The sequence below is a fragment of the Anaerobium acetethylicum genome, from assembly GCF_900096945.1.
Lineage (GTDB): Bacteria > Bacillota > Clostridia > Lachnospirales > Lachnospiraceae > Anaerobium > Anaerobium acetethylicum.
Genome location: NZ_FMKA01000022.1, coordinates 41,661 through 59,614 on the forward strand (window position 1 = coordinate 41,661; position 17,954 = coordinate 59,614).

Annotated in this window: 14 protein-coding genes; all 14 read left to right on the forward strand. The window is 46.9% G+C overall.

Annotated elements, in window-relative coordinates; translation table 11 throughout:
- Positions 1-137 precede the first annotated feature (137 nt).
- The 14 genes from BJR36_RS14390 (at position 138) to BJR36_RS14455 (ending at position 17,851) form a co-directional block, all read left to right on the forward strand.
- Positions 138-347 (forward strand): heavy-metal-associated domain-containing protein, encoded by a 210-nt coding sequence (locus BJR36_RS14390; RefSeq protein WP_091235593.1) that lies wholly within the window; start codon positions 138-140, stop codon positions 345-347.
- Positions 348-451: 104 nt separating this feature from the next.
- A complete protein-coding gene (locus BJR36_RS14395) occupies positions 452-2,704 on the forward strand; it encodes a heavy metal translocating P-type ATPase (RefSeq protein ID WP_242875585.1) in 2,253 nt (750 codons plus the stop codon).
- 15 nt (positions 2,705-2,719) lie between these two features.
- The gene (locus BJR36_RS14400) at positions 2,720-3,394 is read left to right on the forward strand and encodes a hypothetical protein (RefSeq protein ID WP_091235597.1); all 675 of its coding nucleotides are present in this window, start codon (positions 2,720-2,722) and stop codon (positions 3,392-3,394) included.
- A gap of 75 nt (positions 3,395-3,469) precedes the next feature.
- Complete coding sequence (locus tag BJR36_RS14405) at positions 3,470-5,122, forward strand: urease accessory protein UreH domain-containing protein (protein ID WP_207648880.1); 1,653 nt, start codon at positions 3,470-3,472, stop codon at positions 5,120-5,122.
- A gap of 116 nt (positions 5,123-5,238) precedes the next feature.
- Positions 5,239-5,943, forward strand: a complete 705-nt coding sequence (locus BJR36_RS14410) for a response regulator transcription factor (RefSeq protein WP_091235599.1) — start codon at positions 5,239-5,241, stop codon at positions 5,941-5,943.
- Positions 5,944-5,971: 28 nt separating this feature from the next.
- Complete coding sequence (locus BJR36_RS14415) at positions 5,972-7,411, forward strand: sensor histidine kinase (protein ID WP_169823712.1); 1,440 nt, start codon at positions 5,972-5,974, stop codon at positions 7,409-7,411.
- 303 nt (positions 7,412-7,714) lie between these two features.
- Complete coding sequence (locus BJR36_RS14420) at positions 7,715-7,993, forward strand: type II toxin-antitoxin system Phd/YefM family antitoxin (protein WP_091235604.1); 279 nt, start codon at positions 7,715-7,717, stop codon at positions 7,991-7,993.
- Positions 7,990-8,301 carry a type II toxin-antitoxin system RelE/ParE family toxin gene (locus tag BJR36_RS14425; protein ID WP_091235606.1) on the forward strand — a complete coding sequence of 104 codons (312 nt, stop codon included), beginning with the start codon at positions 7,990-7,992 and terminating at the stop codon, positions 8,299-8,301. Before BJR36_RS14420 ends, BJR36_RS14425 begins: the two co-directional genes overlap by 4 nt.
- A gap of 188 nt (positions 8,302-8,489) precedes the next feature.
- The gene (locus BJR36_RS14430; RefSeq protein WP_091235608.1) at positions 8,490-10,943 is read left to right on the forward strand and encodes a S24 family peptidase; all 2,454 of its coding nucleotides are present in this window, start codon (positions 8,490-8,492) and stop codon (positions 10,941-10,943) included.
- A gap of 318 nt (positions 10,944-11,261) precedes the next feature.
- Positions 11,262-12,257 (forward strand): LacI family DNA-binding transcriptional regulator, encoded by a 996-nt coding sequence (locus tag BJR36_RS14435; RefSeq protein WP_091235611.1) that lies wholly within the window; start codon positions 11,262-11,264, stop codon positions 12,255-12,257.
- 390 nt (positions 12,258-12,647) lie between these two features.
- Positions 12,648-14,528, forward strand: coding sequence for a PTS sucrose transporter subunit IIABC (locus BJR36_RS14440; RefSeq protein WP_091235613.1), 1,881 nt, complete (start codon positions 12,648-12,650; stop codon positions 14,526-14,528).
- Between the two features lie 63 nt (positions 14,529-14,591).
- Entirely contained in the window at positions 14,592-16,007 is a 1,416-nt protein-coding gene (locus BJR36_RS14445; protein ID WP_242875587.1) for a glycoside hydrolase family 32 protein, read from the forward strand.
- A gap of 134 nt (positions 16,008-16,141) precedes the next feature.
- On the forward strand, positions 16,142-16,927 hold the full coding sequence (locus tag BJR36_RS14450) for a MurR/RpiR family transcriptional regulator (protein WP_091235617.1): 786 nt from the start codon (positions 16,142-16,144) through the stop codon (positions 16,925-16,927).
- A gap of 147 nt (positions 16,928-17,074) precedes the next feature.
- Positions 17,075-17,851 carry a sugar phosphate isomerase/epimerase family protein gene (locus tag BJR36_RS14455; RefSeq protein ID WP_091235619.1) on the forward strand — a complete coding sequence of 259 codons (777 nt, stop codon included), beginning with the start codon at positions 17,075-17,077 and terminating at the stop codon, positions 17,849-17,851.
- The last annotated feature ends 103 nt before the right edge of the window (positions 17,852-17,954 follow it).

Below are 17,954 nucleotides of genomic sequence, written 5' to 3' on the forward strand. Positions count from 1 at the left end.
CATAAAATCTCCACAAAGACCCGTTAGGATATATTCATAAAGGATTATGTCCTGAAGATCCAAAAAGGAAAAAGAACAGGCCGACATGAAATCATGTCCGCCCTGGTTATAAAAATTATAAAAGAGGAGAGATGTTTATGCCAATCAAAACAGTAAAACTATATGTAGAAGGAATGTCCTGTAGCCACTGCGAGAAAGCAGTAAAGGAAGCCCTGATCAGTAAGAACGGCGTGCTTAATGCCGAGGTCGATCTGATCGGGAAAACGGCAACGGTCAGATTTGAAACGGATCTTACGAATGAAGAAGTATTGATCGAAGCAATTGAAGAAGCAGGATACATTGTTTAGAACCCATGTCCCGCTTGTGGCTATTCAGGATTGTGTCCCTCATAGTTACAAGCGGGAGACTTTGCGGTTTAGGAAGAGATAAAGTTAATGGAAGGAGAATAAGCATGCAGAAAGAAAATCTTCAGATCGGCGGAATGACATGTGCGGCATGCGCAAGCAGAGTGGAAAAGGTGGTCTTGAAACTGGAAGGAGTATCGGAAGCCTCGGTAAATTTTGCCACGGAAAAACTTGTGGTGCAGTATAATCCGGAGCTGCTGCAGATAGATAAAATCAAGCAAACAATTGAAAACGCAGGATATCACGCATTGGAAATAAAGGCAAAAGCGGCCGTTGATACGGATCAGATACAGAAACAGAAGGAGATACGGACCTTGTGGACCAAATTTACAGTTTCCGTTATTTTCTGTATCCCGTTGCTGTACCTGGCGATGGGAGCCATGATCTGGTGGCTGGGATTTCCGATTCCGGAGATGCTGAAACCGATGCAGTATCCACTGAATTATGCGATTGCGCAGATTCTGCTGACAGCACCGATCCTGATTGCAGGAAACCGGTTCTATTCCGTAGGATTTAAGGCAATCCTGAACAGGAGCCCCAACATGGATTCCCTTATAGCCATGGGAACGACCGCGGCGGTCCTTTACAGCCTCTATTCGACCTTCAAGATAGCAGGCGGCGAATTCGGCTACGTAGAAGATCTGTATTTTGAAACGGCAGGCGTTATCATAACCCTGATTCTCCTTGGAAAATCCCTGGAGGCCGTTTCAAAAGGAAAGACATCTGAAGCCATTAAGAAGCTTATGGGACTTGCGCCGAAAAAGGCGATCATCATACGAGATGGAAAAGAAGTGGAAGTGCAGATCGATGCGGTAGAGGTGGATGACCTCATCCTGGTAAGGCCGGGAGAAAAGATTCCGGTGGATGGCATCGTAGAGGAGGGACTTACCTCCATTGACGAATCCATGCTGACCGGTGAGAGCATCCCCGTTGAGAAAAAGCAGGGTGACAAGGTATATGCGGCTAGCATCAACAAGAACGGCTCCGTTCGATTCCGGGCAACGAAAGTCGGAAGCGACACGGCCCTTGCCCAGATCATCAAGCTGGTGGAGGAAGCCCAGGGAGGCAAGGCTCCGATTGCCCAGATGGCGGATATCGTGTCAGGGTATTTCGTGCCGGCTGTTTTCCTGATTGCCCTGGTTGCAGCTGCAGCATGGCTGATCAGCGGCGAGTCAGTTGTATTTTCCTTAACAATCTTCATCTCGGTGCTGGTAATCGCATGCCCCTGCGCCCTGGGACTGGCAACCCCGACAGCCATCATGGTCGGGACAGGAAAGGGAGCGGAGTATGGAATCCTGATCAAGGGAGGAGCCGTGCTGGAGACCACCCATAAAATAAACACCATCGTATTCGACAAGACAGGGACGATCACGGAAGGAAAGCCGGAGGTGACGGATATCCTGACCGTAGGCGGCATCACGAAGCAGAGGCTTCTGCAGATAGCCGCATCAGCAGAAAAGAATTCAGAACATCCACTTGGCGAAGCAATCGTGCGCGGTGCGGCAAAAGAAAACCTGGAATGCATCAGGCTTGACAGCTTCGAAGCAATACCGGGATATGGAATCCAGGTGTTTGCGGAAGGCAGGGGGATACTTCTGGGGAACAAAAAATTAATGGCAGACAGGGGAATCCGGCTCGAAGCCCTTGAGAAGGATTCTGCCAGACTGGCATCAGAAGGAAAAACCCCCATGTATATTGCGATTGACGAAGAAGCGGCCGGCATCATAGCGGTTGCGGACGTGGTGAAAAAGAGCAGTGCCAGGGCGATAAAGAAGCTCCATGAAATGGGAATTGAGGTTGCGATGATTACCGGCGACAACAAAAAAACTGCGGAGGCAATCGCAAGACAGGTAGGAATCGACAGAGTTCTGGCGGAGGTGCTTCCTCATGATAAATCCAACGAAGTAAAGAAACTGCAGTCAGAGGGCAGGATTGTGGCCATGGTCGGAGATGGAATCAATGATGCACCGGCCCTTGCCCAGGCAGATATCGGAATCGCCATCGGCTCGGGAACGGATGTCGCCATGGAATCGGCTGATATCGTACTGATGAAGAGCGACCTGATGGACGTTCCGGCCGCAATCCAGCTGAGCAAGAGCACGATCAGGAACATCAAGCAGAACCTGTTCTGGGCATTCGGCTACAATGTGCTCGGGATTCCCGTCGCAGCGGGACTGCTCCATGCCTTTGGTGGTCCGGAGCTGAACCCGATGTTCGCTGCCGCTGCCATGTCCCTCAGTTCCGTTTCCGTTCTGACGAACGCATTGAGGCTGAAGAGGTTCAAACCTGAAAAAATATGAAAGCAGGAGATATCAATGAAAAGAAAATTATTAATAACTGCATGTTCTCTGGTTGCGGCTATATCGCTGTCCGCCTGCCAGCAGACGGATGTAATAGGCACGGTGGCAAAGGAATCCTTTGCAGAAATCCTGGAAACCGTACCGGAACAGGTTGAGGCAGATGAGGAAAACGGCGGCTGGTCCCTCAGCGCACCGGATGATTCGGCAAGATTTATCTGGAGCCGTGATTACAGCAAAAGCCCGGTTCATGACGTGATGATTGAATTTGATGCCCAGCCCTTTATAGAAGCGGGACTTGACACATCAAAGCTTCCGGAGGGAATTGCCTTTGATGACATGATCATGCTCGGGACTAAGCTTGGAAATGATGAATTGAAATACAGCAAAGAAGCGGATCCGGAAGCTTCCTTCAACAAGATTGCCGAACTTTACCGAAAATCGATCGGCTATCACGAAGCCCTGGATCATTACGGAGTCGACCTAGGGGACGGGAACAAGTTCGAATGGGCAAAGGATATAGGAACCAATGACAAGGATATGGTATTCGTAGTCGATCCTGAAATCTTCATCGAAGCGGGCGTTGATCCCGACAAGGTGGAAGGCTGGGTCTATGCTTCAGTTGAGATGATGGACGATAAGGGGAAAAAGGTGGAAGAGAAGAAGCTGCTGAAGCCTTTTGACCTGCAATAAGCGCAACTACTCGGGACTGGGGTTTTGAATAGTTACCAGGACTGCGTCCTTTAATCTTTCTGGGAGGAATAAATCATGGAAAAAAATATAACGAAAAAAGCGCTCAGGCTTGAGGGGATGACATGCACCTCCTGTGAAATGAGGATTGAAAACGAACTCAGGAAAACAGAGGGCGTTCGGGAAGCAAAAGCAAGCTACAAGACCCAGATACTGGCTGTATCCTATGATGAAGCACGGATCAGGCTGAAGGATATCATAAAAGCCATCGAGGCACTGGGTTATGATGTGAAGGGGGAAGTCCGGGAATCGGAAATCCCGGGAAGCAGCAAAGATGTAAAAAGCGCAAAAAGTCCCAGAAGCGCAAAGAGCGCAAAAAGCACATCGGACAAGAAAAGCGGAACCGGAGCAGAAAGCAATGCGGAAAAGAATCCCAATCACCAGCTTGTCATAATTGGAATCCTGATACTGGGCTTGTATCTGATTATCAAAAACACAATTGGTTTCAATTTCATACCTGAAGTCAGCCCTAATATGGGATATGCAGTACTATTCGCTGTGGGGCTTCTCACATCCCTGCACTGCGTGGCCATGTGCGGCGGAATCAATCTTTCAGTATGCATATCCGGCGTATCCAGTGTATCTGGCGGGCAGGACAGCAGCAGATTTTCAAAGCTTGCACCAAGCTTTCTGTATAACACAGGAAGAGTGGTTTCCTACACGGTAATCGGCGGGATTGTGGGAGCGCTGGGTTCTGTCTTCAGCATCTCCAATGCCGGGAGTGCCTTTATCTCCATTTTAGCCGGCATTTTCATGGTAATCATGGGACTGAACATGCTGAACATCTTCCCCAGGCTAAGAAAGCTGAATCCCCATATGCCAAAGGCGTTTGCGGGAAAAATCCACAGCGGGAAGAAAAACAAGGGGCCCTTTGTGGTCGGACTGTTAAACGGACTGATGCCCTGCGGCCCCCTTCAGGCAATGCAGCTGTATGCCCTTGGAACCGGAAGCTTTGTGGCAGGCGCGCTGTCCATGTTCGCATTCAGCCTTGGAACCGTGCCGCTTTTATTTGCATTCGGCGCAGTCAGCTCGTTTCTGAGCGCCAGGTTCACTAAAAAAATGCTGAAAGCGAGCGCGATGCTGGTTATCGTGCTGGGATTTGCAATGGTCAGCAGGGGATTTGCTTTTGCAGGCATCGCCGCAGCTCCGTCACCTGTAGGTACGGCCGCTACAGAAAACTCAGATGCAAATACCGCTCAGGTCAGTGGAGAAGTGCAGGAAATCGAGACCGTTCTGGAACCGGGAAGCTACCCGCCGCTTACCGTGCAGGCTGGAATCCCGGTGAAGTGGACGATTCTTGCAGAACCGGGAAGCCTGAACGGCTGCAACAATAAAATCGTGATGCCGGAATATGGAATAGAACAGAAACTTTACGAAGGCGAAAATGTGATTACCTTCATCCCGGAGGAAACAGGAAGATTCGGATACAGCTGCTGGATGGGAATGATCAGAAGCAGCATTACGGTAACGGAAGGCACCCAGGGAGATAATGGGGCCGCTGGAAATGAAGGCACAACAGATCCAGAAGGCGCAGCAGATGCAGAAGGCACAACAGATGCAGAAGGCGCAGCAGATGCAGAGGGCACAGCAGATACAGAAGATCCAGCAGGTGCAGAAACACCGGCGGAAATCGAGAACACGGGACTTCCCGCCGGCTGCTGCGATTTATAGATACAAAGAGTTCCTGGTTTCTGCAGGCATCAAGGGCGGTTACTTACCGGATAGTTCCCTCTGTGTATTCGAAAAAGCATATGTTATAATGACGGTATACAGGGAGGAAAATGGACATGGCAGAAACCAGAAAAAAAGTACTTGTTGTCGACGACGAACCTAAAATAGTGGAGGCGGTCGCGGCTTATCTTGAGAAAAACGGATATGAGCCTGTGGCTGCCTATGACGGGGAGCAGGCTCTGTCGCTGTTTGAAAAAATAAATCCGGATCTGGTTATCCTTGATCTGATGCTGCCAAAAATAACTGGCGAAGAGGTATGCAAGGCAATCAGAAGGATGTCCAGAGTCCCCATCATCATGCTCACGGCAAAGATAGAGGAAGACGAAAAAATCAATGGCCTGAATATCGGAGCGGATGACTATGTGACAAAACCGTTCAGCCCCCGCGAACTGATAGCAAGGGTAAACAGCCTGCTCAGACGCTCTGATGAGGGTGTCTCTCCCCTCTTTTCCAGAATGAGCTGGAACGACGGTGATCTGGAAGTGGACCTTCAGGCACATGAAGTCCGGAAGGCAGGAGAACTCATAAACCTTACGCCGAATGAATTCAAACTATTGTGTGTAATGATCAAATATCCCAGAAAGACCTTTACCAGGGAGGAACTGATCGAGACAACCTTCGGAGCCGATTACGACGGCTTCGACAGGACCATAGATTCCCATATAAAAAACCTGAGAAGCAAGATTGAAGATGATACGGCTAATCCGAACTATATCGTTACTGTCCGGGGAATCGGCTACAAATTCGGAGAAACCAGGTAACCGGAAAAGAAGATGTGCAGATGCGACTATGAAGGATATAGTCCTGAATCGTTACAGAAAGGGAAAGGATACCGTGAAAATAAATCTGAGTCTGAAAACAAAACTAACCATATCCTATGTCCTGTTCTCACTGCTGCTGGTCATTTCGCTTTTAGTGGCATCCAATTATTTTCTGGAGCAGAAGTTCCAAAGCTATATTGTGGAAAAGCAGGAACGGAAAAACCAGGACATCGTCAATCTGGTCAGGGACCAGTTCGGTGATGATGGAGAAGCTCCTGACGGAAAAGTCCTGGAAAACATCGGGAGCACGGCAGTCTCACAGGGAATCATACTGATGGTCAATGATCCGGAGGGGAAGGAACTGTTCTGTATGAGCAACCTGAACGGCCAGATGTGCGACAGCATGATTGAAAGCATGCGCACCTACATGACAAGTATCTATCCTCATTTCAAGGGCGAATATGTCCAGAAGGAATATGATATCGTCAGGGATGGAGTCAAACTGGGAACGGCGACCCTGGGATACTATGGCCCTTTTTATTACAACGATGAGGATGTGCAGTTTCTGGAAGTATTAAACAGAATATTTATCGGCGTAGCAGTCATATCCTTGGCAGCAGCGGCTGCTCTGGGATTTTTCATGGCAGACAGGATAGCGAAACCGATAAAGAAAGTGATAGACAAGACCAGACAGATAGAATCCGGCGACTATGCCGACAGGCTGACCCTGCCTTCCAGGACAAAGGAAATCAGCCAGCTGATCTACAGTGTCAATGCCCTGGCAGATAGCCTTGAGCGGCAGCAGGCATCCAAAAAACGCATGGCAAGAGACTATGCTCACGAATTCCGTACGCCGCTGGCTACGCTGCAGGCGAATCTGGAAGCCATGATCGACGGCATCTGGGAACCTACCGAAGAAAGGCTGGAAAGCTGCCGTGAAGAGATCCTGAGGCTGACCCGGATGATAGCCGAGATAGACAGGCTGGTAAAGATCGAAGATGACAGCCTGGTGCTTCATAAAACGGAGTTCGATCTGGCGGGCCTCGCAGGACAGACAGCCCAGAACTTCAAGGCGGATCTGGCGGCAAAAAGCATCAGGCTCGAGACAAGTCTCGACAGCTTTGAACTCCATGCGGATAAGGATAAGATTGTCCAGGTCCTGATCAACCTGCTGTCGAACGCGGTCAAATATACCGACGATGGAGGTCAAATCAGAATTCAGGTCAGGAAATCAAAAAACAGGGCAGAACTGATCATTTCCGATACCGGAATCGGAATCGCAGAAGAAGACCTGCCGAACATTTTTGAACATCTTTACCGGACGGACAAATCCAGAAACCGCAGCACAGGCGGCTCAGGAATTGGTCTCTCCATTGCAAAGGCGATTGTGGAGGCGCATGGAGGTACCATAACAGCGAAAAGCGTACCAGGTACCGGAAGCGAATTTACGGTCAGCCTGCCCTTGTAGGCGGGGGATGTGTCGTTTAGAAAAGTTAGAGTGTTTGATACTCCTCATTGTCTGTCCGGATTATGAGGAGTATTTTTTTGCCGCTCTAAAAAAGATTAGTCAAAAAATTTTCCGCATACGAAAAAGGATCGGAATTTAAACGAAATGCGGCTGATTTTTAATTTAGCCGCATTTCGTTTAAATTTTCTTGTAATAAAACAAAATCATGGAAGTTCATAATAAGCGGAAGCGTTCTGAGTTGATGACATAGACGAATTATGATATAATATGACTATGTAAAAACATGAGAAAGTGGGTGCTTTTATGAAGACAGTAATCAGACCGTCAGCAGATTTAAGAAACCATTACAGTGAGATTTCAAGACAATGTCATGAGAGCAGAGAGCCTGTTATTATTACTGTAAACGGAAGAGGGGATACGGCAATTCTTGGATTGCAGGAATATGATCAGATGAAAGCAGAACTTGATTTGTTGCGAAATCTGGCTGAAGCAGAAGATGATGTTACAAATGGGAGAGTTGCGCCAATACAAAGTACGTTTGATGATATACGATCGTTATTGATGGCGAGGAAGAATGGATGAAATACAATATCATACGAACGGACAAAGCAGATCAACAGTTAAGGGATATTCTTTTTTACATTGCGGATGATTCAGGTGATGTGGAGATAGCACTCGTGTATCTGAACAAGATAGAGGCTGCGATTAACAGATTACAGGAGTTCCCTTTGTCGGGAAGTATACCAAGATATGCAATTTTGCGTAAACAGAGCTACCGGGTGTTGATAGTGGAAAGACATCTGATTTTCTATAAAATCAAGGAAGCGGACAAAACAGTTATTATTTATGCAGTTGTTGATGGAAGGCAAGAATATAAGAATTTGATTTAGTAATATCAGTTGTAAGGGCATTCCGGCTAAGTGGGTGCTCTTTTTTTATGATTATCCTGCCTTTGTAGGCGGAGGCTCCTGAGCAGATAAAAAAACAGGTGTCAAATACTATACTTCTGATTGTATAAATGTTACAATTTATTTGCAATTATACAGTGAATTTAATTGTATTGGAGGGGGTATAAATCATGCAGCTGAATATGGAACAAAAAAAGCTGATCAACAACACAGTTATGGGGCATTCGGTCCTCAAAGGCGTTGCAGGCTCCGGAAAAACCACGGTGGCCATAAATAGAATACCATTTTTACTGAACAATTATTGTATGGAGGAGTCCGACCATGTACTCATGGTAACATTCAACAAGAGTCTGACGCGGTATATTGAATATATCTATAAAGATATCGAGGAGGATGTACAGCTCAGCATATTCGAAAATCTTAAGTCAGAGGACAGAGTTACGATCACCAATATCGACAAACTGATCTTTTCATATTTCTTAATGTACAATAAGAAAAATAAAATAAAACGGGATATTACAACGGAACAACAGCAGCAGAATATCCTGAAGAACTGCATCTGCGAGCTGAAAGATACCTACAGGGATATCAAGGTTGTTGATCTGAAGAACCTGGTTTTCCTGAAGAAGGAGATTGCCTGGATTAAAGCTTGTAATTTTTCGGACCTGGAGGTTTATCAGAGTGTCGACCGGCTCGGAAGGACCAGCGTCAATAACTCGGAAGGGCCGCAGAAACTTTTAAAGAATTCAAGGACAAGGCAGGCCATTTTTGAAATCATGCAGCTTTATAATAAAAAGCTGGCAGAAGCGAAACTGTGCGATTTCGAGGATGTCTCCCTGAGTGCATTGGAATATATAAGGACTGATCCGGTTGAAAAATACACGCACATTGTCATTGATGAGAGTCAGGATCTGTCAAAGACGCAGCTTGAATGCCTTATGGCGCTGTATGGTTCGGAGAAGGAATACAGCAGCATCATGTTCGTGTCGGATATTGCACAGAGCATTTACCCTACATCCTGGATGATTAAGGGGAGAAACTATACAAGCCTCGGGCTTGATATGACAGGTAAAAGCAGTTCGCTGGCGAAGAATTACAGGACTACGACCCAGATTGCGCAGGCAGCCTACAGTTTGATTGAAAATGATGCGGATATTGTCGAGGATAATAATTATGTCAAACCATCCCTGATTGACAGGCAGGGCACGTACCCTGTATTGAAAGGTTTCCCGATGCTGGGCCGGGAGCTTCAGTATGTGAAGGATCTTATTCAGGAGAAACTGAGCAGCAAATTTTCCTACCGTGACATCGCGATCGTAGCGAGGACAAAGAGGCTTCTGGAAGAAGCGGACAGGGTACTTGGCAGCGATGTCCCTCACAGCCTCTTCAATGCAAGAGAAAGCATTGATTTTGCAGCAGAAAACGTGAAACTTTTGACGATGCATTCTATAAAAGGGCTGGAATTCAAGGTGGTTATCCTGATTGGATTGTCTGACAAGGTGATACCGAATCAGGCAGCTGTTCTGGAAAGTGAGGATCCGGCCCTGATAAATACCATGGAGAGAAAACTCCTCTATGTCGGCATGACGAGGGCTACGGAAAGGCTTTATATGAGTTTACATGGGGAACCATCCAAATTCTTAAGGGACATCGACGGGACTTTCCTGAAACTGCAGGACAGCTCGCTGATAAGGAATTATTACAGATTGCCGGTTCAGGAGTATCTGTTTATGGACAGGATACCGGACCCTTATGGCAAGGAAGAGCAGGTACGACAGTGGCTCATCAGGGAGCTCATGGGGATATATAAATATCCGGTTTCCCTGATCAATATCGAGTACAGGCTCCAGGCTTTTTCCCAGACGGGATATGTGGATGTCGTTGTCTGTATCAACAGGAATAACCAGATGCTGCCATACATAATAGTAGAGCTCAAGCAGCGCGGGTATGAGCTGGAAAGCGCAATCGGGCAGGTGAAATCCTATATGGCAGTGATTCCTTCATGCTGCTATGCGATTGTAAGCAACGGCGATGAATTCCATGTCTACAACAGGAACAATGAACAGGTTGATGATATTCCGATGTTCGACAATTCAATGTTGCCGACGAGCGTCAAGAACTACAAATATGTGGATATTAACAGGAATGTTGAGCACAAGTTCATGATGGACAGCGAGAATACTTCTGAGATAGTGGTTGAGGAGTATGGACAGGAAATAACGCTGAAAGGCAACAGGCTTGTGAAAATCCCTGTCTTTACTTCTATTGCAGCAGGCGCGCCCATTGAACTGGTCGATGAGATGACGGATGTCAGGTATATGCCATATGACTGGCTGGCAAACCATCTTGAAACATTCATGCTGAAGGTAAGAGGCGATTCCATGGTAAATGCCAGAATCGATGACGGTGATTATATCCTGATCCAGAAACAGGCGTCAGCAGATAACGGCCAGATCGTCGCAGTTGAGGTGGACGGCAATACGACCCTGAAGAGGCTCAGGATGATGGGCAGCATGGTCCTGCTTATACCGGAGAACCAGGAATATGAGCCGATTGCCGTCAGTGCGGATCAGGTCAGGATTATCGGTGTTGCTGTGGGTGTTGTGAAGAAAGTTATAGGGTAACTGTTCAGCAAGGTGTTTTTATGCTGATTTTGCATAAAAACCCGAGTTCTGCGTGCATCAAATTGCCATTTTTGTAATTTGTGTGCATCAAATGTGAATATGAAGGACGGAGTCCTGAATAGTTACGTTGCAGGAATGGCATAGTGCCGGCTAAGGGAGGACTGAACCAGAGAATACGGGAAGAGGTATTTGACGGATTTTCATAAAGAGGCCGATTGAAAACCCCGCCCGAATATGATACGATGAAATCGATTCCACATATTATGTGAGGCAGACTCACATGGAACCAGATTCCAGTTGTATAAAGGAGGCACCATTTTGAACATAAATGAAATTGCGAACCTGGCGGGGGTATCCAGGGCAACCGTTTCCAGATACCTGAACAACGGCTATGTCAGCCAGGACAAAAAGGAAAAGATCCAGAAGGTAATTGCGCAGACAGGATACCAGCCGTCGGCCTATGCAAAGACCCTTCGCACGAAAAAGACACATCTGATCGGCGTAATCATCCCGAAAATCAATTCGGATTCCATCAGCAGGATGGTGGCGGGAATCAGCGATGTGCTTGCAGAAGCCGGATATCAGCTGCTGCTTGCCAATACGAATAACGATGAAAAAGAAGAACTGAAGTACCTCTCGGTCTTCAAACAGAACAACATAGACGGAATTATCCTGCTGGGAACGGTCATAACGAAGGAGCACCGCAAGGCGTTCAAGGAACTGGAGGTTCCGATTGTCATTCTCGGGCAGCAGGTGGACGGCTATTCCTGCGTCTATTATGATGACTTCAACGCGGCCAGGGAGCTGGCGGAAATGCTTCTGGAGACCGGGAAAAAGATTGGATACATCGGGGTCACCCAGAAGGATGAAGCGGTCGGAAAGCGACGGAGGGAAGGCTTCCTTGCGGCGCTGCAGGAAAAGGATGCCCTGGACGGGAACGAGGCCTACAGCGAGGCGGAATTCGACATGGAATCCGGCTGCGAGAAGGCGAAAGAGCTTCTTGGTAAGCATCCGGAGCTGGACACGATCTTCTGCGCGACGGACACGATTGCCATTGGTGCCATGAACTGCCTGAAGGAACAGGGAAAACGGATTCCGCAGGACGTGCAGATTGCCGGTATGGGGGATTCGAGGCTGGCTATGGTGACGACGCCGAAGCTTACGACTGTCCATTATTTTTACAAATCCTGCGGAATGGAAGCCGCGAAGATGCTGCTGTCCCAGGTGCAGGGCGACCGGGTGCGCAAGGAAGTAAAGATGGGATATGAGATCGTGGTCCATGATTCCACAAGACAGAGGAAAAGTCGAGACTAAGATACAGACAGAGACAGGAATAAAGACAAGAATAAAGACAGATAAAAAACAGTGAGGGCTGCTCCGAAAGGGGTGGTCCTTTTGTGAAACGTTACTGTTCACTCTGTGACCAGTAACACGGTGCGCGATGCACAGAAATGGTGCTAAGCACAGCATCAGCGCTGCATTTGATTGTTGCCCTGCACCCAAATAGTCAAAATGTATAAAAAAGAATATTTGTAATTGGTGGTTTTGTCGATTTACAACAGAACCGTGAGGTGGTATCATCACAATATGAGAACGATATCACATAGACAACGACGGAAATACATGAATGACTCGAAATATAAAAGGTTATCGATGTGAGAATGATACCGTAAATCAAATAGTTGTTAGGAGGAGTGATTGGGAATGGATTACGCAGTAGTTGCAGCAAAAGTTCTGAAGAACATCGGGGGAAAAGAAAATGTCATATCCGCGGCACATTGTGCCACAAGGCTTCGTCTCGTGATTGCAGACAACAAGAAATGCAGCAAGACGGAAATTGAAAATATTGATGGGGTGAAAGGCGTCTTCGAGGCGGCCGGACAGCTTCAGATTATTTTCGGGACAGGCATCGTCAATAAGGTCTATGAGGAGTTCATAGGGGCAGCCGGAATATCCGGATCAAGCAAGGAGCAGGTGAAGCAGGCTGCGGCGGCAAAGCAGAATGTGTTCAAGAGGATGATCAAGACACTGGGCGACGTGTTCGTTCCAATTATTCCGGCAATCGTGGCGAGCGGTCTGCTGATGGGACTCCTTGGAGGACTGAGCAGTTTATTCCCTTCCATTTCTGAGTCAGGCACCTATGCGGTATTGAATCTGTTCAGCAATGCGGCTTTTGTATTTCTGCCGATACTGATCGCAGTAAGCGCTGCTAAGGCATTCGGCGCAAACCAGTACCTCGGCGCAGTCATCGGGATGATCATGATCCATCCGGCCCTGGTGAATGCATGGGCCGTAGCGGGAATGCCTGCATCGGATATCCCTTCCGTGCCTGTATGGTTCGGGCTGTATGAGATCAATCTGACAGGCTACCAGGGACATGTAATTCCGGTCGTAATCGCTGTCTGGATCATGTCTGTAATCGAAAAGAAACTGCATAAGATCGTACCTGATATGATTGATCTGTTCGTGACGCCCCTTGTGACTGTCATGGCAACCGGATACCTGACCCTGACCATGATCGGACCTGTATTTTCCATGCTGGAGAACTACGTCCTGTCAGGAGCAAAAATTCTGATCGCCCTTCCCCTTGGAATTGGAGGAGCAATCGCCGGAGCCTTTTACGCACCTACAGTAGTGGCAGGCGTCCATCATATGTACAATGCGCTGGAAGCCGGGCTGTTAAGTACTGATGGCGTCAATACATGGATGCCGATCGCGACAGCTGCAAATGTGGCACAGGGTGCGGCGGCGCTGGCTGTGGCCTTCAAAACAAAGAGCAGAAAAACAAAATCCATGGCATTTCCGGCTTCCCTCTCCGCATTTTTAGGAATCACGGAACCGGCTATCTTCGGCGTCAACATCAGATATGGAACTCCGTTTATCGCAGGCTGCATCGGCGGCGCGCTGGGCGGTCTGGCAGCCGGTATTTTTGGAATCGGTGCAACGGCATACGGAATCACCGGGCTTTTCGGCTTCCTCATCACGACAAATTACACCCTGCAGTATGCAGTGGTCATCCTGGTTTCATCTGCAGTGGCATTTTCTACATCCTGGATCCTTTACAGGGAGAAGGAGAAAAGCTTTTCTGCAGCAGAGAACTATGTGGCAGAAGAGGGATTAAAGGAATCAGTAGAGAACGGAACGATATACAGCCCTATTGAAGGGAATGCAATCAGGCTTTCAGAAGTAAAGGATGAGACCTTTGCAGGCGAAGTGCTTGGAGGCGGCTTTGCCATAGTTCCTACAACAGGAAAAGTTGTGGCACCATGCAATGGTACAGTAGAAACCCTGTTTGAGACAAAGCATGCAATCGGTATCAAGACCGAAGACGGAGCAGAGGTTCTGATCCATATCGGTATCAACACGGTGGAACTGAAAGGGAAATTTTACAAAGCATATATATCGGAAGGGGAAAAAGTGTCTGCCGGACAGCTTCTGATGGAATTCGATATCGAAGGAATCAAGGCGGCAGGCTATGATGTGACGACTCCGGTCATCATAACGAATTCCGATGATTATGCAGAAATCAGCCAGGTCAGGACAGGAAGCATCAGGCAGATGGAGAAAGCGCTGACCTACGCATAGAAAAAAGATAGCCAGTCACTAGAAAGGGGTAATGGAAGTATGAGCAGTGTTCCGAAGAAGGACATGAAAGAAATGATAACGCAGTATGAACAGCAGAACAGCAGGCGCGTGTCGGAAGATCCGTGGCGCTGCGGATTCCATCTGATGCCAGTCGTGGGATGGCTGAACGATCCCAACGGACTGTGCCATTTCAAAGGCGAATACCATATATTTTTCCAGTATGCGCCTATGTTCCCTTCCGACAGCCTGAAGGCCTGGGGGCACTACAGCGGAAAAGATCTTCTGCATCTGCAATACGAAGGGGCTGCCATACTTCCAGATACCGCCTATGATCAGGACGGAGCCTATTCCGGAACCGCCCTGGTTGAAGATGGGAAGATGTACCTGTTCTATACTGGAAATGTGAAAAGAGACGGAGACTACGATTATATCCTTTCCGGCAGGGAGTCCAATACGATGCTGATTTCCAGCGAGGACGGCATCAACTTCAGCGAAAAGAAATGCATCCTGGATAATGGCGATTATCCGCCTGACTACAGCTGCCATATCCGGGATCCTAAGGTCTGGAGGGAAAACGGCAGACATTATCTGGCACTTGGAGGCAGAACGAAGAAGGACAAGGGCACAGTCCTGCTCTACCAGTCCGTAAAGCCCGGCGATTTTGAATATTGGGAACTGGTCAATGAGATTACCACGGAAGATACATTTGGATACATGTGGGAATGCCCGGATTTCTTCCGGCTGAACGGTAAAATGGTGCTTTCCGTATGTCCGCAGGGCCTCGAAGCGGAGGAGACCAGATTCCAGAACGTCTACCAGTCAGGATGGTTTCTCCCGGAAGGCGATATCGGGGGAGAATACCGGTTGGAAACCTTCACGGAATGGGACATGGGATTTGACTTTTACGCCCCGCAGACGTTTGTGGACGATAAGGGGCGCACCATCCTCATAGGCTGGGCCGGAGTCCCGGATGCCGGCTTTGAAGAACCGACGGTGGAGAGAGGATGGGTCCACCTGCTGACCGTGCCCAGGGAACTGACAGAAAGAAATGGGAAGATATACCAGTGGCCAGTGGCGGAGCTGGATCAGATGCGCGGGGAAAAGCGGAACGTTCCGGAAGGCGTGTGGACAGCAAATCCCGGCGGCAGATTCGACTGGATCATTCAAAACAGCAAGAGGGCCGATTTTGAAGTCTGGATTTCTGAGGAATTGAAGATCGCCTATTCCGGCGGCCATGTCACCATGGAATTTACCGGAGACATGGGAGCTGGAAGAACTGTGAGGAAGGCGGAATGCCATAACCTGAACCAGATGCGGATACTTGCGGACAGCTCCATCCTGGAGGTCTACATCAACGGCGGAGAACTGGTCATGACCACCCGGATATTCCCGAAGGACATGGATTATAAAGTAATGCTTGTAGTGAACTGTTTGGTACCTGACACCATAAACAATTCTTTATGGTACCTGACACCATAAACTGCATTTTATGGTGTCAGGTACCCGAAGGGGGTACTCGAAGAAGGCCAAATATTTATTTTTGACTAGTAAAAAGAATAAAGGAAATGCTAAAATAATTATATTAGTCGCAGAAAAAATGATGGAGGCCGAAAATGAATGTTTTACAGAATCTGACGGAGTTATATAATCACCTTCCTTTAGATAGTACATATAAGGAGGTGGCAAAGGGGATTTTAATGAACCTTGAGGAAGCATCGAATGCCACAATTTATGATATTGCAGAAATGACAAATTCATCACGTACGACTGTGTGGCGTATGGTACAGAAAATGGGATATCAGAATTACTCGGATTTTCGATATGCATTAAAACAGGCGGTAGGGAGTTATACATACTATAATAGAATGATTTCTCAAAAGCGTATCACAGAGGAATCCGATATTTTTGATATTATGAAAGAACAGTTGAAAACAGCCGATGAGAATTTTCGAAAATATCTATCTGTAGCTGAAATTGCTAAACTTGCGGAGCTGATAGCGCAGAAAGAAAAAGTTTACTTTTATCTTTCGTACCAAAGCAGCGCAATTGGAGCGCTTCAACAGAATCTGTTCTTTTCGGGAAAAGAAACAGGAGCCTGTACTTTGCTTCCGGATATGCAGGAAAATGCAGAACTTTTAAATGATAAAAGCATGGTGTTTATCATGACGATAGAGCATGCCGAGGCACAGGATATGACAACTGTGTTTGAAGCATTAAAGAAAAATAATTGTGAAGTGTTTATGGTCAGCTGTGTGGAATCAAGGTATACAAAGTATGTTGATCATTATCTTTTGCGGGAACAGCCTTCAACTTCTGTAATAGCAGATTTGATGTTTTTTGAGCTTTATTTTTGGTCGTTAAATGAAATTTACCGATATAATTACATAGACAATAAATAAGATGCATCAGGCATTTGGTTTCAAATTTGAAACCAAATGCTTTTTTTTGTATCTTTGTTTCTGTGTGCGGGAAAAATACATTGAGCCTGTTCGCAGGAGGTTCTGTAGGCTGATAGGATAGAATTATTAAAAAGAAGGAGGTTTTTTATGAAATATTGTTTGTGTATTGATCTTTTGTATTTAGAATTGGGTCCTGCCGGCCCGGTTTTCTCAGATACTACCAAGCTCCTTGCAGGTATGGAGCTTGCAAAAAAGACAGGCTATAAAGCGGTAGAATTTTGGGATTGGGATACAAGAGACTGGAAAGCACTTGTACAAAAGAAACAAGAGCTTGGCTTGGAAGTAAGCGCGATATGCGCAAAAGATCGTGGAACTCTTGCCGATGCATCAACCCATGACAAAGCAGTGCAGGGGATGAAAGAAACCATTGAAGCAGCAAAACAGTTTGAATGCAAAAACATTATTATCGTAGCGAATGCTATGAAGGAAGTTGGAAGAGAAGAGAGCCATAAGAATATTGTAGAAGGCATGAAGAAACTTGTACCTTTGGCAGAAGAAGCAGGAGTCACCCTGATTCTTGAGCCGATAGTTGGTTCATACTTTACTGATTCGGCAGAACCTTTTGCTATGTTGGAAGAAGTGGACAGCGAAAATGTGAAACTGTTATACGATATTTTCCATTATCAGACAATGGAAGGAAATGTTATTCCTGCCATCAAGAAAAATCTGGATAAAATTGGTCATATTCATGCGGCTGGATGCCCGGAACGTCATGAGATTACCGATGGCGAGCTGAATTATGATTATATAATTCGTGAGATTAAGAAGATGGGATATGACAAATATTTTGGCATAGAATATCTTCCGACTAAAGACAAAGAAGTTAGTGTGATTGAATGCAAAGAATTGATTGAAAATGCATAAATAAAAATAGGAGCTTCCTGTATACTTTAAAGAGTAAAAGGAATTGACCAAAAAGAATACCTCAAGTAAATTTAGATTATTACTGACCGGACAGTTGGTAAAA